16 protein-coding genes are annotated in these 19,569 nt (G+C 49.6%); 3 read left to right on the plus strand and 13 right to left on the minus strand.

The features are described from left to right. The first annotated feature begins 16 nt into the window (after positions 1–16). Positions 17–859, plus strand: a complete 843-nt coding sequence (locus DW096_RS05125; protein ID WP_035447995.1) for a histidinol-phosphatase — start codon at positions 17–19, stop codon at positions 857–859. Between the two features lie 73 nt (positions 860–932). Here DW096_RS05125 and DW096_RS05130 read toward each other — a convergent pair whose 3' ends face one another. The 5 genes from DW096_RS05130 to DW096_RS05150 form a co-directional block, all read right to left on the minus strand. Further along, a complete protein-coding gene (locus tag DW096_RS05130; protein WP_005826712.1) occupies positions 933–1,361 on the minus strand; it encodes a co-chaperone YbbN in 429 nt (142 codons plus the stop codon). A 9-nt stretch (positions 1,362–1,370) separates the two neighbouring features. Continuing rightward, a complete protein-coding gene (gene trxA / locus DW096_RS05135) occupies positions 1,371–1,667 on the minus strand; it encodes a thioredoxin (protein WP_005826711.1) in 297 nt (98 codons plus the stop codon). 71 nt (positions 1,668–1,738) lie between these two features. Then, entirely contained in the window at positions 1,739–3,898 is a 2,160-nt protein-coding gene (locus DW096_RS05140; RefSeq protein WP_035448000.1) for a S46 family peptidase, read from the minus strand. A gap of 139 nt (positions 3,899–4,037) precedes the next feature. Continuing rightward, complete coding sequence (locus DW096_RS05145) at positions 4,038–6,203, minus strand: S46 family peptidase (protein ID WP_044467893.1); 2,166 nt, start codon at positions 6,201–6,203, stop codon at positions 4,038–4,040. A 52-nt stretch (positions 6,204–6,255) separates the two neighbouring features. Continuing rightward, positions 6,256–7,491 carry an anaerobic sulfatase-maturation protein gene (locus tag DW096_RS05150; protein ID WP_005826708.1) on the minus strand — a complete coding sequence of 412 codons (1,236 nt, stop codon included), beginning with the start codon at positions 7,489–7,491 and terminating at the stop codon, positions 6,256–6,258. A gap of 133 nt (positions 7,492–7,624) precedes the next feature. On the opposite strand from DW096_RS05150, the gene DW096_RS05155 reads away from it, so the two are divergent. Further along, on the plus strand, positions 7,625–8,374 hold the full coding sequence (locus DW096_RS05155; protein WP_044467452.1) for a DUF4369 domain-containing protein: 750 nt from the start codon (positions 7,625–7,627) through the stop codon (positions 8,372–8,374). A gap of 83 nt (positions 8,375–8,457) precedes the next feature. Here DW096_RS05155 and DW096_RS05160 read toward each other — a convergent pair whose 3' ends face one another. The 7 genes from DW096_RS05160 to DW096_RS05190 form a co-directional block, all read right to left on the minus strand. Next, positions 8,458–9,216, minus strand: coding sequence for a 1-acyl-sn-glycerol-3-phosphate acyltransferase (locus DW096_RS05160; RefSeq protein WP_005826706.1), 759 nt, complete (start codon positions 9,214–9,216; stop codon positions 8,458–8,460). A 49-nt stretch (positions 9,217–9,265) separates the two neighbouring features. Then, complete coding sequence (locus tag DW096_RS05165; protein WP_044467453.1) at positions 9,266–10,441, minus strand: metallophosphoesterase; 1,176 nt, start codon at positions 10,439–10,441, stop codon at positions 9,266–9,268. After that, complete coding sequence (locus tag DW096_RS05170; RefSeq protein WP_005826703.1) at positions 10,429–11,055, minus strand: hypothetical protein; 627 nt, start codon at positions 11,053–11,055, stop codon at positions 10,429–10,431. Before DW096_RS05170 ends, DW096_RS05165 begins: the two co-directional genes overlap by 13 nt. Positions 11,056–11,059: 4 nt before the next feature. Further along, positions 11,060–11,545 carry an RNA polymerase sigma factor gene (locus DW096_RS05175; RefSeq protein WP_005826701.1) on the minus strand — a complete coding sequence of 162 codons (486 nt, stop codon included), beginning with the start codon at positions 11,543–11,545 and terminating at the stop codon, positions 11,060–11,062. A gap of 177 nt (positions 11,546–11,722) precedes the next feature. After that, entirely contained in the window at positions 11,723–12,637 is a 915-nt protein-coding gene (locus DW096_RS05180; protein ID WP_044467454.1) for a vitamin B12 dependent-methionine synthase activation domain-containing protein, read from the minus strand. A 47-nt stretch (positions 12,638–12,684) separates the two neighbouring features. Then, positions 12,685–14,031: a dihydroorotase gene (locus DW096_RS05185; RefSeq protein WP_016273385.1), complete on the minus strand. Its 1,347-nt coding sequence runs from the start codon at positions 14,029–14,031 to the stop codon at positions 12,685–12,687. A 43-nt stretch (positions 14,032–14,074) separates the two neighbouring features. Continuing rightward, positions 14,075–14,830 (minus strand): polyprenol monophosphomannose synthase, encoded by a 756-nt coding sequence (locus tag DW096_RS05190; RefSeq protein ID WP_005836010.1) that lies wholly within the window; start codon positions 14,828–14,830, stop codon positions 14,075–14,077. Between the two features lie 653 nt (positions 14,831–15,483). On the opposite strand from DW096_RS05190, the gene mfd reads away from it, so the two are divergent. Beyond that, on the plus strand, positions 15,484–18,873 hold the full coding sequence (gene mfd / locus DW096_RS05195) for a transcription-repair coupling factor (protein ID WP_117962602.1): 3,390 nt from the start codon (positions 15,484–15,486) through the stop codon (positions 18,871–18,873). Positions 18,874–18,892: 19 nt separating this feature from the next. Here the strand turns inward: mfd and DW096_RS05200 are convergent, their stop codons facing one another. Beyond that, positions 18,893–19,537 (minus strand): hypothetical protein, encoded by a 645-nt coding sequence (locus DW096_RS05200; protein ID WP_005826687.1) that lies wholly within the window; start codon positions 19,535–19,537, stop codon positions 18,893–18,895. Positions 19,538–19,569 lie beyond the last annotated feature (32 nt).

Here is a 19,569-nt window from a genome sequence, read left to right on the forward strand (position 1 = left end):
AATTAGAACTGAGAAAGTGGGAAATCTGACGAATTATCATAGCCATAGCCTTTATTGTGACGGGCGTGCCGGCATGGAGGACTTTGTGCGTTTTGCATTGAGTGAAGGTTTTACATCTTATGGCTTTTCATCGCATGCTCCATTGCCTTTTTCTACGGCATGGACTATGGAGTGGGATATCATGGACGACTATCTATCTGAATTCCATCGTCTGAAGGAGAAGTATGCCGGACGTATCGAACTGTATATCGGTCTGGAGATTGATTATCTGAATGAAGCGAGTAATCCGTCCATCGCCCGTTTCAGGGAGTTGCCGTTGGACTACCGTATTGGTTCTGTACATCTTCTCTACAATGACAAAGGGGAAGTGGTGGATGTAGATGTACCTGCGGATACCTTTAAGACCATTGTAGACGGACATTTCTGCGGTGACTTGGAGCATGTGGTCCGTCTCTATTATGGTAGGTTGACGAGGATGCTCGAGCTGGGTGGTTTTGATATTGTGGGCCATGCCGATAAGATGCACTACAATGCAGCATGCTATCGCCCGGGATTGCTGGAGGAGCCTTGGTATGATGAGCTGGTTAGGGCGTATTTCGCAGATATTGCCCGTCGCGGCTATCAGGTAGAGGTCAATACCAAAGCCTATCATGACCTGGGTACTTTTTACCCCAATGAGCGGTATTTCTCCTACCTGCATGATTTGGGTGTACGTGTGCAGGTGAACAGTGATTCGCACTATCCGGAACGGATAAGCAACGGACGTCCCGAAGCTTTGTGTGCCTTGAGGAAAGCTGGATATGAATCGGTGATGGAACTACACGGAGGAGAATGGAAAGAGATGCCTATCGTGTTTTGAGTGAATAGGATACAAAAACTCCTGACTTGCCTTTTTGTAAAGGTAGTCAGGAGTTTTTTCTTTCTATTATGAACTATTCTGTTTTCAGTAAAAAGTCGTCAATCGCCTTTTTGTAGGTAGCCTTATCGGCTGCTCCGCGGAAGAGCTGAGGCTCTCCATTCATAGGGATGAATACAAAAAGAGGGATGCTTGTTGCATTGAACAACGCTGCCAGTTCCTTTTCCTTATCCACATTGACTTTGTAGACAACGATTTTATCGGCATACTCTTTGGCCAGTTCCTTCATAATGGGAGCCACCATGCGGCAAGGTCCGCACCAGTCGGCATATAAGTCTATGATGGCAGGCTTGTTTCCCTTGTATTTCCAGTCCTGGGATTTCTCATAGTCGAACACATCCTTGATGAACATGGCTTTGTTCATGACGATAACTTCTCCGTTTGTTTGAGCATAGGCCAGCATGCAGGAAAACACGAGGGCAACCATTGCTATAATCTTCTTCATTTCTTCTTGTTAAGAGTTTTGTTCTATAACGGCTTTCAAATCCTTACCGCTGATGACACCCGAATGGCGCCATACGGCTTCACCTTTCTTAAATACGATAAATGTCGGTACTGCTTGTATGCGGTAGCGGGCAGCAAGCTCTTCGTGCTGGTCTACATCTATTTTGGCGATACGGGCAGCATCTCCTATTTCGTTTTTGAGTTCCTCCAGTACCGGATGCATGGCCTTGCACGGGCCACACCAGGTTGCAAAGAAATCAACTAAAACGGGCTTTTCTGATTGTATCAATTCTTCAAACTTTTCCATAATTTTTTCCTTTCTGTTTTTATTTATTTGTAATGATAACAAAATAGGAGGAGGATTTGTTCGCTAAATCATTATTTAATCGTCATCTCTTCAATGAGATGCGAAGCTCCCGCGTATTTGTCGATGATGAACAAGGTGTAGCGGATGTCTACACATGCTGCTCGTTGGGAGGACGGACGGAAGGCAATGTCGCCAGTCAGACCTTCGTAATTGCGGTCAAAGCCGGTACCTATCAGTTCTCCTTTGGCATTGAACACTGGGCTGCCGGAGTTTCCACCGGTATTGTCTGTGTTGACAATGAAGCAGATGGGCATTTCGCCGTTCGGCATGGCATAACGTCCGAAATCCTTTGCCTGATACAGCTGTTTCAGTTTGGCGGGGACTACAAACTCCCAATTGTCGGGATCTTCCTTCTCCATAGCTCCTTTCAGAGTGGTGTAGTAATCATATTTCACACCGTCTGCCGGAGCGTAGGGGAGCACTTGACCGTAGGTCAGGCGCAAGGTGGAGTTGGCATCCGGATAGATGGGCTGACCATTGGCAAGTTTCATGTCCATCATTCCCTTTACCCATACCTTGTGGGCGGCATTGTAGTTTTTATTGGCATCCATCATGGCAATGGAGGTCTGAAGCAGGCCGTCCGTGATGGAATATTTCAGCAAGACCATCCAGTCTGTATTAATCTTGTAGAGGCTGGGCTTGCGGATGAACTTGGCAAAGTTCTCCTTGTTGCCGAAGATGGAATGTTCAAAGCAAGCGTCGATGAAAGCGTCGCTGTTGCCCTTGAAACGCTTGTCTATGATTTGGAAAATACCGATGCGTTGTTCGGCAGGGATATACTTCATGTAGATTTTCAGCATTTCCTTGCCAACAATACGTTCCACTTCGGGGAAGGGGACAGAGGCAAAGTAGCGGTCGGCTGCCTTCTGAAGGCTGTCTTTAGCTGCTGCAATCTGTTTTTTGTCCTTGTTCTTCAAGGCAGATACCAGTCCTGCGGTGCTGGGGATACGCATGAAATCGAGTCCCGTCACCAGTGCTTCCTGAATGGCTTGCTGGTGGTAGAGGGCTGGACGGCGTTGCTTTACGATGGCGCGTATCTGGTCGAATGCTTGCTGATAGCTATTGTCGTTCAGCGAGCGTCCGCGTGCCAGGAGTGCCTCTTGCTGTGCACGTTTAGTGTCCAATACTTTCAGACGGACGAGACCTTCGTTCATACCGATGGCATTTTTCCAGTAGTTGGCAGAAGATGCATACTTGCTGGCATAGTGGATGCGTACGGCATCGTCTTGCAACATTTGTTTCATCAGAGCTTTCTGGCGGACATCGCGCACGTGGTGGCGCATGAAGTTGGTGGTTTGCATACGCTCTTCCACCTCGTCGGAAATCATGTAGCGCCAGTTGCGTCCGGGGAAGCCCATGACGAAGGTAAAGTCGCCCTCGCGATAGCCGTCGAGGCTGATGGTGAGGTGTTTCTTCACTTTCAGGGGGACGTTGTCTTTGCTGTAAGCGGCGGGTTTCCCGTCTTTGTCGGCATAGATGCGGAAGATGGAGAAATCTCCCGTGTGGCGGGGCCACATCCAGTTGTCGGTGTCTGCACCGAACTTGCCGATGGAGGAGGGGGGAGCACCTACCATGCGGATGTCGCTATAGGTGGTTTTTACGAATAGATAGTATCTGTTTCCACCGTAGAAAGCTTTCAGTTCCAGTTTGCGGCCGGGTGTCAGGGCGATGCCTTCGGACTTGGCGAAGCGGTCGGCTACTGTTTTTAGGTATTTGGGAGACAGATAATTGGTGCCGTTCGGGTCGTCGTCGGTTTTCAGTTGTTCGTTTACGTAGTCTGTCACGTCCAGTATCCGGTCGATGTAGGTGACGGTGAGTCCCTTGCAGGGAAGCTCCTCTTCGCGGGACATAGCCCAGAAACCGTCGGTCAGGTAGTCGTGTTCCACCGAGCTGTGTTGTTGTATGGCGCCATAGCCGCAGTGGTGGTTGGTCAGTACCAGGCCTTCGGCAGAGATGACTTCGCCGGTACAGCCACCGCCGAAATGCACCACGGCATCCTTTAGGGCAATGCCGTCGGGATTGTAGATTTGGTTGGTGGGGATGAGCAGTCCGAGTTCCGTCATGGCTACTTCGTTCTGCTTTTGCAGGTCGGTGAGCATCCACATACCTTCGTCGGCGTGTGCGGCAAGGACAGAAGATGTAATGAATAATGATAATAGGATTCTTTTCATGGTGATGTGCGTTAGAAGAGCATCTGAGAGGGGGGCTATTCAGTATACGACTGAATAGGGTTAAGTATACGACTGAATGGCATTCACTATACGACTGAATGCCATTCAGTATGGGAGGTAATCTCTCAGAGGCTTTAATTTATTCTATAATGTTCATTTCTTTTATCAGATGACTGCAATTGCCCAGTTTGTCGAGGATGAAGAGCACGTAGCGTATATCCAGTGCAATGCAACGCTGCAGGTCATTGTTGAAGTTGATGTCACCGCTCAGAGATTCCCAGTTGCCGTCGAAAGCAGTACCGATGAGCTGTCCTTCGCCATTGATGACGGGGCTGCCGGAGTTACCGCCGGTGATGTCGTTCGTCGTGAGGAAGCAAACCGGCATGGTGCCGTCTGCCATGGCGTAGCGTCCGAAGTCTTTCTTTTGAATCAGTTCTTTCAGCTTGGCGGGTACCACGAATTCACGGTCTTCGGGATTCTCTTTTTCAAGGATACCGTCGGTAGTGGTATAGTAGTCGTAGTGTACGGCATCGCGTGGGCTGTATGATTTTACATTACCATAGGTCAGACGCATGGTGAAGTTGGCATCCGGATAGGAGGGGACGGGCTGTTTCATTTCACCCAAGCCACGGATGTAGGCCTTGTGGAGCAGTTCCATTCCGCTTTCCAGTTCCATGTATTGCTTTCCGAGTTCCTGCAGCTTTTCGTTCTTGGAGCGCGAGTAAGCCGTAGCAGGGTCTTTCTCGATGGCTTTCACGGTGGGCTTTGCCAGGAATTTATCCAGGTTCTTGCGGTTGGAGAGGATGGAGTTGTCGTAAATGTTGTCTACGTATGCGTTGTAGTCGCCCTTGAACTCTCCGTTGATGGTTTGGTAGAAGGAGGGCAGCTCGTCGGCGTTCAGTGCCTTGGCAAGGGCGGGCAGGATGGCTTTGGCTACGGCGCGGTCCACTTCGTGGTCGTAGTCTTTATTGTGGATACCATCGTATGCATTTTCCAACTGCTTCTTCGAAGCTTGCAGCAATGAGTCGTTCTTCTCTTCGAGCGCTTTCTTTATGTTATCCATAATAAGGTAGGTACTGCCGAATTCGATGGCACCGCGCAATGCTTCGTTGGTATAGTAGAGCTGGCGCAGCGTGGGGGTGCTTTTCTCGATGATGGCATCAATTTTCTCTACCACACCCTCGTATTCGGGTTTTCCTTGGGCAAAGGCGGCATACTTTTTCTCGATTTCGGCTTTGGCGCCCAACACGTCATTGTCGATGATTGCCTTGTTCATACCAATGGAGTTCTTCCAGTAGTTACTGCTTCCGGCAAACTTGCTGGCATACTGGATGCGGGTCTTGTCACTGGCATCCATATACTTGCGCAGCACTTCGAGGCGTACGCCGCGCATATCAATCATTGCCTGATTCACGGCGTTCATGCGTTGCTTCACTTCGCTCTGGGTGAGGTAACGTTCTGTGCTGCCGGGGAAGCCCATAATCATGGCGTAGTCACCTTCGTTCAGACCTTTGATGGAGATGGGCAGGAACTTCGGCGTTTTCAGGGGTACATTGCTTTCACTGTATTCAGCCGGCTCTCCGTTGGCATCGGCATAGATACGGAACATGGAGAAGTCGCCCGTGTGGCGCGGCCACATCCAGTTGTCGGTCTCACCGCCAAACTTACCTACCGAGGAGGGAGGAGCGGCAACCATACGCACGTCGCTGTATACCTTATAATAGAACATATAGAATTTGTTTCCTGCATAGAAGGGGAGTGCGCGCACTTCAATGCCCGGTTTACCCTTCAAATCGCTCTTCTCCAGTTCCTCTTTTGCCAGTTTGTTGAGGAACGGGGAAGTCAGTGCATCGATTTCCGTCACTTCGCCTGCCTTTATTTTAGCGTTGACAAGGTCGGTGATGTCTACAATGCGGTGCACGAAACGGAATTTCAATCCCGGGGTGGGCAGTTCTTCACTGCGGTTCATGGCCCAGAAACCATCTGTCAGATAATCGTGTTCCACGCTGCTGTGCTGCTGTATGGCACCGTATCCGCAATGGTGATTGGTCAGAATCAGTCCTTCCGGAGAGATGATTTCGCCGGTACAGCCACCGCCAAAGATACCTACAGCATCTTTCAGTGACACGCCGTTGGGATTGTAAAGGTCGTCAGCCTCCAGCTTCAGTCCTTGCTTTTTCATCATGTCGATGGAGTTCTGCTGCTTCATCAGTTGCAACAACCACATTCCTTCGTCTGCACGCGCAGAGCAGACTGTCAGTGCGGCAATGGCCGCAAGCAAACCTTTCTTAAATGTAATCTTCATATAATCAATTATTAAGTAATGTCTTTGAATTTCATTGTCATCGCTTGTGGGCTTATGGCTTTATGGCATTGTTTCTTATTGCTTCCATAATGTTTGCAGGCGGACGCCGGTTCATCAGTTCGTTCTTCATAAAGTCCATGTATGGGGCTGCGTGACTGAAGAACTTATGATATCCTGCACAAAGGTAATTCAGTCCCGGCTCTCCGTCGGCTGTACGTGCAAAACGGTTCTTTGGACATTCGCCGTTGCAGGCAAACAGCCATTCGCACTCCCTGCATTGGGTGGGGAGAGATTGTTGCTTCATCAGTCCGAAGGCTTGTTGCCGTTCTCCGTACATCATCTCCACCAGTGTATTCTGATGGATGTTGCCCAGTTTATATTCGGGGAAAACAAAATGGTCGCACGCATATACGTCTCCGTTGAACTCCATGACGCCTGCATGGCCGCAAGTCTTTGCCATGGAACATACACCCGGTTGTTCGCCTATCCAGTTGGCAAGGGTAGAGTCGAATAACTGTATGTAGTAAGTACCCACGTCCTGCTTTACCCATTCGTCGAACAAGGCGCATAGGAAGTCTCCCCATTGTTCCGGCGTGACGGAAAAGTCTGCCAGCTGCGTGCTCTTTTCCTTGTCTGCCAGGGAGGCAAGATGGCGTCCGTCCCCATGAGGGGCAATGCGCTCCACGATGGGGGCAAACTGGATGTAATGGCATCCTATCTCCTTGAAGAAATTATAGAAGTCCAGCGGATAGTCGGCGTTGTAGTCATTGACCACTGCCATTCCGTTCCATTCCACACCGTGCTTTTTCAGCAGGTTGATGCCCTGCATCACCTTGACGAAAGAGGGCTTGCCCTGCTTGTTCTTCCGGTATTCGTCATGGAACTCCTGAGGCCCGTCTATGGAGACACCCACCAGCCAGTTGTTTTCTTTGAAAAACCGGCACCATTCATCGGTCAGCAACGTGCCGTTGGTCTGTATGCAGTTGTCTATGGTGCGTCCGTTGGCATATTTCTTTTGCAGCTCCATGGCACGTTTGTAGAAAGAGAGCGGACGCATCAGCGTCTCTCCGCCATGCCAGGTGAACAGAACCTGGGGCATGGTCTGCGAGTTGATGTACTCCTCGATGAACTTTTCCAGCAGTTCCTCGCTCATCACATGCTTGGGGTTGTCTCTATATAGTTTGGATTTCTCCAGATAATAGCAATAATCGCATGCCAGATTGCATACCGCACCTACCGGTTTCAGCATTACATAGAGCGGTTTGGCAAAAGGTGCATAGGTTGACATGTATATTTTCTCTATTTTTATGATTTATAATTGTGCAAAAATACGTAAACCGAATGAAAAATCCTTTCTTTCTATTCGGTTTATAAGGAATATTAATACCTTTGCTGGGTGTAATTCAAAAATCGTTTCTTGCATGATTAGAATGAGTGTGAACCGCATTTTACCCTTTTTGCTCCTGCTTGTGCTCTTTACTTCTTGCAACCGCAAGTATAAGATAGAGGGCAGTTCCTCGGTAACCAGCCTTGACGGAAAGATGTTGTTCCTCAAGACGCTTCGGGACGGGCAATGGGTGAACGTTGACTCGGCAGAGGTTATCCATGGGCATTTCAAGATGAAAGGCCGGGCCGATTCCGTGATGATGGTGACTCTTTATATGGACCACGAGGGCATTATGCCTTTGGTGCTGGAAGACGGCAAAATCGTGGTTTCCATCTCCAATACTCAGTTGATTGCCAAAGGGACTCCTTTGAATGACAAACTGTACGAGTTCATAGACAAGCGCAATTCCCTGGAAGTGAAGATAGAGGAGCTGGAACGGAAAGAGGCGCGTATGGTGCTGGACGGTGCCAATCTGGATGACGTGCATGGGCAGTTGGCAAAGGAAGGCGAAGTACTTGTGAAGGAGATGAACGACTACGTCCGGCAGTTCATTGTAGATAACTTTGAGAATGTGCTGGGCCCCAGTGTATTCATGATGATGTGCAGCACACTGCCCTATCCGGTGATGACTCCGCAGATTGAGGACATCATGAGGACTGCTCCCTTGTCTTTTAAAGAGAATACTTTGGTGAAGGATTTCCTTACAAAGGCGAAGGAGAACATGCAGCTGATTGAAGAGCAGAAGCGCATGAAGCAAAATGCTTCTGTAGGAGGACAGAAATAAACAGGAATGAGTTGATAATGATAAACGGGAATGCCTGAATATCTTGATAGGATATTCAGGCATTCCCGTTTGTCATTATGTCTTTATCTGTCCTGGTCTTCGTTCTTCACCATCCCTTTATACTTTTCCGGCAATGCACTCTCCACCGCCGCATAAGCCTCGTTCATGCTTGCCTTGATGTTTTCTGCCCCTTTCCCTTTGGGAGGAATAGGTTCATGGATGGTCAGTATCATCCGGTGACGGTGTATCCACTTTCCGGTGCGTGGAAGAATCTCGAACGAGCCGTCTATAGTGACGGGCACCACTTCCAGTTGCAGTTCATCTGCCAACTGGAAAGCACCTCTCTTGAAGTACCCCATGTGTCCCGTGAAGGTACGTGCCCCTTCGGGAAATACTACCAGTGACACGCCGTCTTTCAAAGATGATTCTGCCTGCCGCATGGTGGCAAGCACCTTCTTGGGGCTGGAACGGTCGACGAAGATATGTCCTGCGCTCTCGCATGCCTTGCCGACAAACGGGATTTTGCGCAGGCTCTTCTTCATCATCCATTTGAAGTTCCGTCCCAGGAATCCGTATATCAGGAATATGTCGAAGGCACCTTGGTGATTGGGCACAAACACGTAGGAAGTACGTTTGTGTATTTTCTCCCTTCCATGTACCTCCACCGGAATAAGCAGTATATAGCAGATGAGCTGTGACCAGATTTTACCGGGATAGTAACCCCAGATATGCGCTCCTCCTATCAGCGAACCGATGATGGTGACCAATGCTGTAAGGATAGTCAGTACCAATAAAATGGGCAACGCAAAGCAAACCTGATAAATAATATAAAGTATCTTCATAGGTGTCGGATTTTTTATTGCTACAAAGATATACCTTTTTCTTATTTCGTCACTCTTTCTCTCTTACTAATTTTAGTACTGTAATTTCCGGCCATGCCCCGAACCGGAACGGTAGTCCTACATAGCCGATGCCAATATTTACGTACAAAGCCCTCTTGCCTTCGTAGTACATTCCTCTCCATTCCGGATAGATAAGTTCGGCAAGGGAATGTCCGAACAGGATGCCTTGCATGGCGTGGGTGTGTCCTGCAAGCATCAGTGAAATATCCGATCGGGGCAGTACCTCGCGCCTCCAGTGGGTAGGGTTATGGCTGAGCAATATTTGGAACATCCCTTCCGTACCCTGCATGGCTTGCGGCAAGTCTGCAAATTGGGAGAAAGGAGGCTCCCCGTCGTTTTCCACACCGATGAGGGCTATGCTGTCACCTTTGTGATGAAGGATGTCATGCTCATTGTTCAGCAGTTTCCATCCCATTGCTTTCTGCTGCCGGATTAAATAGTCCAGATTGGCGATTTCTGCTTTCGGGCTTTGCCAGTGATAGTATGAGCCATAGTCATGATTGCCGAGGATGGAGTATACTCCGTCCGGTGCATATAGTTGGGAGAGTATTTCTTGGAAACCATCCAGTTCGTGGCTCTGCTGGTTCACGAGGTCACCGGTGAAGACAATCAGGTCCGGCTTCTGTCCGTTGACTAAATCGACCAACTGTTTGATGGGTTCCGGATTGCCTTGCCAACTGCCGATGTGTATGTCCGATATTTGCACGATGCGGTAGCCGTCGAAACCTTCCGGAATATTGGCAGAACGGTATTCCACTTCTTTTGTATCGAAACGGGTGATGCCTGCCAGGGTACCGTAAAGGATATTGAAGAAGCTGACGACAGCCAAAACCAGTCCTATAGCGGTGAACGGGCTGCGGGGACAACGACGGATGATGAAGTGTGCCAGTACTCCCACCAGCGAGCAAAGCATGAATATGGTTTTTGGAAAGACAAACAGCATGATGGTAATTGCCAGTCTGCCTATGGCCTGCGTATGGTTTGACATCGCATTGTCGCCCGTAAGGAATATGAAGTAAACATAGCCTGCCGCTAATAGCAAGGTGGGAAGCCAATAAAGGCAGTGAAGGACTGCCTTTCTGGTTTTTCTTACTACATAAACCAAGTAAATGTAAAGGTCGGGGATGAGAAGGAAAAGGATGAAAACAAGAGTTACTCGGTGCATATATCTTTCAATTCTTCAATGTTCTTTTTAATATTGTCCAGATGTTTGTAAATCACTTTTTTGTAGAGAATATAGATAATTAGCGCGTCAAATACTACGAAAAGGGTAATCAGTAGGGCTTGTACGCTGGCTGGTGCCAGATGATATTCCATCACCCAATAGTTGAGGATATTGAAAAGGATAATCCAAATGGAGATGCCCATCACTTCATATCTGGTCCATTGGCGGAAGGTGGTCATACGGCGACTGACTTCGGCAACCCCCATTTCATCAATACGCGTGTCCTTGTTCCAGCGGTATGTTTTCCAGTCCCACCACATGCCTATGAGGATGCTTATAGCGATGAATCCCAGTAAAGCGACAATCTTGCCTTGCAGCTGCTCATTGAAGCCGAAGGTGGGCAGCAACAGCCATATAAGCAGAAGGGCTGCCAGACCTACCGCTCCCATTCCGATAGAGAAACGCTGTATGACTACGAGTCGTCCCAGACTTTTGCGGGTATTGGCCTTGTAGCCGGCAATCAGTTCGGTAATCTGCTGTTCGTCAGCAATCGGTTCTTTCTGCAACTGTTCATTCAGTGCGTTCCATGATTTCTTCAGTTCATCCAGTTCCATATATTTATTCCTCCTTATTCATTTTTTTCAATTTGTCCTTGATGCGGCTGAGTTTGGTGGCAACGTTTGTCAAGGTCAGCCCGGTGATTTCGGCAATTTCTTCGTAGCTTTTCTCTTCCAGATAGAGCAGTATGATGGACTTTTCCAATTGTCCCAGTCGGTTTATCATCCGGTAGAGCTGCCGTAGCATGGCTTGTGTCTCGTCGGTTTCTTCAGTCCGGTCGGCTTCCTGGGTGAGGGTGACGATTTCGGGGATGTTCTTTTCTTTGCGGATAAAGCTGATGCACGTGTTCAGTGCGATGCGGTAAATCCATGTGGAAATCTTACACTCCCGCCGGAACTTGGGAAATGCTTTCCATAAGTTGAGCACCACTTCCTGATACAGGTCGTTGAGGGTAGCATTGGGCGTGGTGTACAGATAGCACACCTTATATATCACGCGCTCATACTCCCGTACCACGGATACAAACTCTTGTTCTGCATTTTCCATCTTTTAGCTTCTTTCGAATTGCTTTTGCACTGTTAGTCGCATTGTGTGGCGATAAATCACAGTTCAAAAAGGATTATTTTAATGTGTTAATGTGCCTATATGCTAATGTGCCAATGACCTGCGGCATGGTAGCACAATATACATATAGCGCAGCCAATTGGCACATTAGCACATTATTCATATTGTAGTGGCTAAAAACTTCCGCATATTCCCTATTGGCATTCCCCGGCGGCGGGCGTAGTCTTCCAGCTGGTCTTCTCCAATCTTGCCCACTGCAAAGTATCGGGATGCGGGATGTGCCAGCATCATGCCGCAGACGGAGGAGTGAGGGTGCATGGCTCCATGTTCAGTCAGCGTGATGCCTATCTGTTTCATGCCGAGCAGTTCGTCCAGCAGGAAATTCACGGATTGGTCGGGTAGGGAGGGGTATCCCACAGCGGGGCGGATGCCTTGGTACTTCTCGACCAGCAAATCCGGAATGGACAAGGATTCGTCGGGGGCATAGCCCCAAGCCTCCTTGCGGACATATTCGTGCATCTTTTCTGTGGCGGCTTCGGCGAGGCGGTCGTTCAAGGTTTGTACAAGGAGATGTTTGTAAGGGTCGTTCTTGTAAGTCTCTTCGGCCTCTTCACTGATGGTAGAGGCGAAAAGTCCTACGATGTCGGGCGTGCCCGAAGAGAGGGGACGTACAAAATCACTCAGACAGAGAAATGGACCGCCATCGGGTTGGGGTGTCTGCTGGCGGAGCAGTGGGAAGGTTGTTCCTTCTATCAAGAGGTTATCTCCGTCTGCATTTGCCTGGCAAAGCCTGAAGATGCAATGGATGGAGATTGTTTCGTCCAGTCGGCCGAGCATTCTATTGGCTTCCTTGAAGAGCTGCATGGCTTCGGAAGCTTTGGTACGTTCCTCCTCGGGAAAGGTTGTCAGCCAAAGTGCACGGCAGGAATCGCAGCCATGGATGTTGGCTATAGCCGCAAAGCGAGGCTGGAAGCCCCAGGCATGGAAGAAATAAATCCAGTTGATGTAAGGGGTTACTTCATGAATCCGATACGAAAGCAATTCATGCCCCGGTGCCAGTATTGTCCTTTTCATCCCATTTAATCCTTAATCCCTAATCCCTAATCCTTAATTCCTAGCCTTCACTCCCCAAATCTCAGTTCCTCGCCACGATAAGCGTCGTCCACCATGCCGTCGCTATAAACGGGATGTCCGTTGGCAAAAGTCCTTTCCACTTTCCAGTTGAAGGTATGCCCTTCCAATGGGCTCCAGCCGCATTTGCTCAAAACTTTGTCGGCTGTCACTTCCCACGGGGCATCGGGGCGTACCAGCACAAGGTCTGCCCGGTAACCTTCACGGATATAGCCGCGCTCGTTGATGCGGTAAATTTGTGCGGGAGCATGGCACATTTTTTCAACGATGGTCTCGAGTGTGAATATTCCCTCATCTACCAGTTGCAGCATGCTGACAAGCGAAAACTGTATCATCGGCATGCCGGACATGGCCTTCAAGGCACCTCCTTCTTTTTCGGAGAGCAGATGGGGCGCATGGTCGGTGGCTATAACGTCTATCAGGCCGGAGTTGACGGCTGCACGCAGGGCATCGCGGTCGGCTTGCTTCTTAATGGCAGGATTGCACTTGATACGTGTGCCCAACGTGCGATAGTCACTGAGCGTGAAGAGGAGATGGGCAACGCATGCTTCGGCGGTGATATGCTTCTCGGAAAGTGAATAGTCATTGAACAGTTGCAGTTCCTTGGCTGTGGACACATGCAGAATATGCAGCCGTGCACCGGCAATCCTTGCCAGCCGTACTGCCAGCTCAGAAGATGCATAGCATGCTGCCGAGGAGCGGATGTAGGGATGCTTGCCTATGGGAATATCATTCTCTCCGGCAAACATTTCCTTATACTTGGCAATATTGTTCTTGATGGTTTCCTGGTCTTCGCAGTGGGCGGCAATCAGCATGTCTGTACCGTTGAAGATGTTCAGCAGGCTGTTCATCTTGTCTACCAGCATGTTTCCGGTACTGGAGCCCATGAATAGCTTGATACCGCAGACGCGGTGCTTGTCCAGCTTGCCGAATTCGCTGTAATTGTCGTTTGTTGCGCCGAAGTAGCAGGAATGGTTTACGATACACTTCTCGTTCAGCAAATCAAGTTTGGCGTTCAAGGCATCCAGCGTAGTGGTCACCGGATTTGTATTGGGCATATCCATGATGGAGGTCACACCACCTGCGGCAGCCGCACGGCTTTCGGTGAGGATGTCCGCTTTGTGGGTCAGCCCGGGATCGCGAAAATGTACATGGTCGTCGATGATGCCAGGCAACAGATAGCATCCGGTGGCATCTATGGTCTCGTCACAAGGGGCGGAGAGAGGTTTCCAGTTGGTCAGTACCTCTGCAATGCGCCCGTCTTCTATCACTACGGAACCTTTCACGGATTGTCCTTCGTTGACAATCGTAGCGTTATGTATCAATGTTCTTTTCATATCTTCCTAATATTATAGTAAACCCCTATCACTCTATCACCTATCACTTCATCTCCTTATCTACGGTAGGATATTTATGGAACCAACTGTTCCATTTCAACCGAATCACTCCGAATACGGCTTCACCAAAAATACTGCTGTTCATTTTGGAGGTGCCCAGTTCGCGATTGATGAAGATGACAGGCACTTCCTTTACCTTGAAGCCGCATTTGTAGGCGGTGAATTTCATTTCTATCTGGAAGGCGTATCCTTTGAAGCGGATACCGTCCAGATTGATGGTCTCCAATACCCGGCGGCGGTAACATACAAATCCGGCTGTAGTATCGTGGATGGGCAGCCCGGTGATGAAGCGTACATACTTGGAGGCAAAATAAGACATCAGTACACGTCCCATGGGCCAGTTCACTACGTTCACACCACTCACATAACGTGAACCGATGGCTACATCGGCACCCTCTTCGGAACAGGCGCGGTAGAGTCGCGGCAAGTCTTGGGGATTGTGGCTGAAGTCGGCATCCATTTCGAATACATACTCATAACCTCGTTGCAATGCCCACTTAAAGCCGGCTATGTAGGCTGTACCCAGTCCTAACTTTCCTTTGCGCTCCACCATGAAGAGGCGTTCGGGAAACTCCTGCTGCAAGGTCTTTACAATGGCAGCCGTTCCGTCGGGCGAACCGTCTTCAATGACAAGGATGTGAAAACCATGTTTCAGAGCAAAAACGGCACGGATGATATTTTCTATATTCTCCCGTTCATTGTAGGTGGGGATGATGACAATGCTGTCTGATGTTTGCATACTTATAGGTAATGGGGGTTATAACTGGGAACAAATGTAATACATTTCTTTTTTATCTGGCAGCATTTTCACACAAATCTTGATTTTGCAAAGTTCTGGCGCCACGACTCTTTCATTTATGTAGCTCCTTCTAACTCCTGACTATGAGGAATGCAGGTTAAATCAAAGAACCGTATGCTTGACTTTGAACTTTAGCCTCAATCTTTAGCTATTCCCGTTTCAATCATTAACAGAAAACATTCAAACTATTAAAGAAAAACTTTCGAAGTATAAAGGATAAAGTGGGTAGATATAGGGAGAAAAAGTGCTCTTCAGTCTTGGTCTGTCTATCCCAAGCTTTGGGATAGACAGACCAACCCCTGGGATACATGTCCGCAGGCTGGGGATAAACTTTGTGTAACATAACTCCTGAATAGGGATTGTGTAGGCTGTGTTATTCATAATTGGAGGAAAAGAAGTTTCATTGCCTTCCCCGATAAATAGGGCGATACAGAAAAAAGGTGAAGGATGTGCAGGCTGACAGCAGAAAGATTATTTCAGAGAACATAGTTGCCGACAGGTCAAAGCTAAAGATTATTTGTGTATTTTTGCACCGAATTTATTTCGGTAGGATACCTTATGAGAGGCAATACCGGGGGAAAAAGCGCAAAGCAATGAATATAACTGAACTGCAACAATCTTATGCTTCCCATCCCAATGTAGAGGGGGTGTGCAGGCTTCTGAAAGATAACTCTGTCCGTCACCTATATTGCGGAGGTTTATATGCCTCTGCCGCTTCTTTGTTTTCGTCTGTATTGGTTCAGCGGGCTACTTGTCCGCTCGTTTTCATTCTGGGCGATATGGAGGAAGCCGGTTATTTCTATCATGATTTGACGCAGATATTGGGGACAGAGCAGGTATTGTTTTTTCCTTCTTCATTTCGCCGCGCCATCAAGTACGGGCAGAAGGATGCGGCAAACGAAATACTCCGTACAGAAGTGCTGAGTCGCCTGCAAAAAGGAGAAGAGGGGCTTTGCGTGGTGACCTATCCGGATGCGCTGGCCGAAAAGGTTGTCTCTCGTAAGGAACTGGGAGAGAATACACTGAAACTGCATGCAGGCGAGAGGGTGGATATGAACTTCGTGACGGACGTATTGCGCAGCTACGGTTTTGAATATGTGGACTACGTCTACGAGCCGGGGCAGTATGCCGTTCGTGGCAGTATTATCGACGTCTTTTCCTTCTCTTCCGAATATCCCTTCCGTATAGACTTTTTCGGCGATGAGGTGGAAAGCGTCCGTACCTTCGAGGTGGAAACACAGCTCTCGAAAGAGAAGAAAGAAAGCATCGTGATAGTTCCCGACTTGAGCCATAGCCTGGAAAAAAAAGGAAGCGGCGGCATGGTGTCGTTCCTCGATTTCCTTCCGTCGGACAGCTTGCTTGCCATGCGCGACTTTCTCTGGTTGCGCGAACGCATCCAGACCGTGCACGACGAATCGCTCACCCCACAGGCCATCGCCGCCCGTGAGTCGGAGGAGAATGGAGCCATCACGCTGGAAGGCAAGCTGATTGATGGTGGCGAGTTCACCCTGCGCGCCCTCGATTTCCGCCGGATGGAGTTCGGCAACAAGCCCACCGGAACGCCGGATGCTACCGTCTCGTTCCATACTACGGTACAGCCTATCTTCCATAAAAACTTCGACATGGTGGCGGAGAGTTTCCGCGAATACCTCTCCCGTCACTACACCATCTACATATGCAGCGACAGCCTGAAACAGACCGACCGCATCCGTGCCATCTTTGAGGACCGTGGAGACAACATATCCTTTACCGCCGTGGAACGGACACTGCACGAAGGCTTTGCCGACGACACTTTACGTATCTGTATCTTTACCGACCATCAGCTGTTCGACCGCTTTCACAAGTATAACTTGAAGAGCGACAAGGCACGCAGCGGCAAGGTGGCCTTGAGCCTGAAGGAGCTGAACCAATTCACCCCCGGCGACTATGTGGTGCATACCGACCACGGTGTGGGGCGTTTTGCCGGACTGGTACGTATCCCCAACGGTGACACCACGCAGGAGGTGATGAAGATTGTCTATCAGAACGAAGATGTGGTGTTTGTCTCCATCCACTCTCTGCACAAGGTTTCCAAGTACAAGGGAAAGGAGGGTGAAGCGCCCCGCCTCAACAAGCTCGGCACCGGAGCTTGGGAGAAGCTGAAAGACCGCACCAAGACGAAGATAAAGGATATTGCCCGCGACTTGATAAAACTCTACTCGCAACGCCGCGAGGAGAAGGGGTTCCAATACAGTCCCGACAGCTTCCTGCAACGGGAGTTGGAAGCCTCCTTCATCTATGAGGATACCCCCGACCAAAGCAAGGCTACTTCCGACGTGAAGGCCGACATGGAGAGTGCCCGTCCGATGGACCGCCTGGTGTGCGGTGACGTGGGCTTCGGCAAGACGGAGGTGGCTGTTCGTGCCGCTTTCAAGGCTGTGGCGGACAATAAGCAGGTGGCTGTACTGGTGCCCACTACCGTACTTGCCTATCAGCATTTCCAGACCTTCAAGGAGCGCTTGAAAGGTTTGCCTTGCCGGGTGGAGTATCTGAGTCGTGCCCGCACCGCTGCTCAGGCAAAGGCTGTAGTGAAAGGGCTTGCCGAAGGGGAAGTGAATATTCTTATCGGTACCCACCGTATCCTGGGAAAAGACGTTAAGTTCAAAGACCTTGGTTTGTTGATTATTGATGAGGAGCAGAAGTTCGGCGTCTCCGTCAAGGAGAAACTCCGCCAATTGAAGGTGAATGTGGATACGCTGACCATGACGGCTACACCCATTCCCCGTACCTTGCAGTTTTCGCTGATGGGTGCGCGCGACTTGAGCGTCATCCAGACACCGCCGCCTAACCGCTATCCCATCCAGACGGAAGTGCACACCTTCAACGAGGAAATCATTGCCGACGCCGTCAATTTCGAGATGAGCCGTAACGGGCAGGTATTCTTCGTGAATAACCGTATTTCCAATCTGGTTGAGTTGAAGGCCATGATAGAGCGGCACATTCCCGACTGCCGTGTCTGTATCGGACACGGACAGATGGAGCCTGCCGAACTGGAGAAGATAATCTTTGATTTCGTCAATTACGATTACGATGTGCTGCTTGCCACTACCATCATCGAAAGTGGCATCGACATACCCAATGCCAATACCATTATCATCAACCAGGCGCAGAACTTCGGCCTCAGTGACTTGCACCAGATGCGCGGACGTGTGGGGCGGAGCAATAAAAAAGCTTTCTGTTACCTGCTGGCACCGCCTTTGTCCTCCCTTACTCCCGAAGCAAAACGACGCCTGCAAGCCATCGAGAACTTCTCCGACCTGGGCAGTGGCATCCACATTGCCATGCAGGACCTTGACATCCGTGGCGCAGGCAATATGCTCGGTGCCGAACAGAGTGGTTTCATTGCCGACCTAGGCTACGAGACGTATCAAAAGATTCTCTCCGAAGCTGTGCACGAACTGAAGACCGACGAGTTTGCCGACCTTTATGCCGAAGAACTGAAAGCAGACGGAGGCGTCATCAGTGGAGAACAGTTTGTCGACGAATGCCAGGTGGAAAGTGACCTCGAACTTCTGTTGCCTGCCGATTACGTGACCGGCAGCAGCGAGCGTATGTTGCTCTATCGCGAGTTGGACGGATTGACACTCGACAAGGATGTGGATGCTTTCCGTTCCCGCCTCGAAGACCGCTTCGGCCCGATTCCTCCCGAAACGGAAGAACTGCTGCGCATCGTTCCCTTGCGACGCCTGGCTGCCCGCCTCGGCGTGGAGAAAGTCTTTCTGAAAGGTGGGCGCATGTCCCTGTTCTTCGTCTCCAATCCGGACAGCCCGTACTATCAGAGCCAGGCTTTCGGTAAGGTCATTGCCTACATGATGAAGTACACCCGGCGTTGTGACCTGCGCGAACAGAACAACAAACGGAGTATGTTGGTGAAGGATGTCAAGACGGTAGAAGAAGCTGTCTGTGTGTTGCAGGAGGTAGTGGCAATGCAGGTGGAAGAGTAAACTGTTGCCACTCCTGCCACTAACGTCCGAACTGCAAGGCGAATCCCAAATTGAAGAAAGTGATGTTGTTTTTGAACCAGCTATGGTCTACTCCGTCATCATACCCGTCTGTGTTATAAAGTCGTGCATCGGGGTTGGCAAACCAGTCTGCTGTCAGGAAATCACAGCGAATCATACCCGAGAGTTTACGGCTGATGCGGAACTCATAGCCTGCTGCGAAAGTTATTCCACAATATCCTTTATGGAAAAGGTGTCCGTTCCGTTCACCGCGTTTATATGTCCGTTCCTGATAGTTCATATACCCGATGCCGAACGAGAGGAACAGTCCTTGATTCCCGTTGCTCCACAAGGGCCGGTATGTGATGTTGGGGCGTATGCAGTGCAGATGTGCCTTATCCGGCAGGCGTGCCATGCGTAGATAGTCATATTGAAGTCCTGCGGCAAATAGGGGCGTGATGTAGTAGCGGCCTTCTGTCATCAGGTCATATCCCACCCGGTTGCCATTCTTGCTGAAGAAGTCGTTACGGTTTCCCTCTACATGAGGTAAGGATACACCGCCACCGAAGATGATACTGTAATTTTGCGGCAGGCATTCGCTTTGTGCCAGCAGACCTGTCGCTCCGATGGGGAGTAGGGATAGGCAGAGGAGGAGGAATCGTTTCATGCAGTTGCTGTGAGTTTCTTGGAAATATCGTA

It is taken from the genome of Bacteroides sp. AM07-18 (genome assembly GCF_003602695.1).
In the GTDB taxonomy this organism is placed as follows: Bacteria; Bacteroidota; Bacteroidia; order Bacteroidales; family Bacteroidaceae; genus Bacteroides; species Bacteroides uniformis.

Excerpts from the sequence above, each read along its gene's own strand:
- DW096_RS05180 (WP_044467454.1), bottom strand. The coding sequence starts at position 12,637 with ATGAAAAGGACAATACTGGCACCGGGGCATGAATTGCTTTCGTATCGG.
- mfd (WP_117962602.1), top strand. The coding sequence starts at position 15,484 with ATGAATATAACTGAACTGCAACAATCTTATGCTTCCCATCCCAATGTA.
- DW096_RS05165 (WP_044467453.1), bottom strand. The coding sequence starts at position 10,441 with ATGCACCGAGTAACTCTTGTTTTCATCCTTTTCCTTCTCATCCCCGAC.
- DW096_RS05190 (WP_005836010.1), bottom strand. The coding sequence starts at position 14,830 with ATGCAAACATCAGACAGCATTGTCATCATCCCCACCTACAATGAACGG.
- DW096_RS05185 (WP_016273385.1), bottom strand. The coding sequence starts at position 14,031 with ATGAAAAGAACATTGATACATAACGCTACGATTGTCAACGAAGGACAA.
- DW096_RS05150 (WP_005826708.1), bottom strand. The coding sequence starts at position 7,491 with ATGTCAACCTATGCACCTTTTGCCAAACCGCTCTATGTAATGCTGAAA.
- DW096_RS05145 (WP_044467893.1), bottom strand. The coding sequence starts at position 6,203 with ATGAAGATTACATTTAAGAAAGGTTTGCTTGCGGCCATTGCCGCACTG.
- DW096_RS05130 (WP_005826712.1), bottom strand. The coding sequence starts at position 1,361 with ATGAAGAAGATTATAGCAATGGTTGCCCTCGTGTTTTCCTGCATGCTG.
- DW096_RS05155 (WP_044467452.1), top strand. The coding sequence starts at position 7,625 with ATGATTAGAATGAGTGTGAACCGCATTTTACCCTTTTTGCTCCTGCTT.
- DW096_RS05160 (WP_005826706.1), bottom strand. The coding sequence starts at position 9,216 with ATGAAGATACTTTATATTATTTATCAGGTTTGCTTTGCGTTGCCCATT.
- DW096_RS05170 (WP_005826703.1), bottom strand. The coding sequence starts at position 11,055 with ATGGAACTGGATGAACTGAAGAAATCATGGAACGCACTGAATGAACAG.
- trxA (WP_005826711.1), bottom strand. The coding sequence starts at position 1,667 with ATGGAAAAGTTTGAAGAATTGATACAATCAGAAAAGCCCGTTTTAGTT.
- DW096_RS05140 (WP_035448000.1), bottom strand. The coding sequence starts at position 3,898 with ATGAAAAGAATCCTATTATCATTATTCATTACATCTTCTGTCCTTGCC.
- DW096_RS05200 (WP_005826687.1), bottom strand. The coding sequence starts at position 19,537 with ATGAAACGATTCCTCCTCCTCTGCCTATCCCTACTCCCCATCGGAGCG.
- DW096_RS05175 (WP_005826701.1), bottom strand. The coding sequence starts at position 11,545 with ATGGAAAATGCAGAACAAGAGTTTGTATCCGTGGTACGGGAGTATGAG.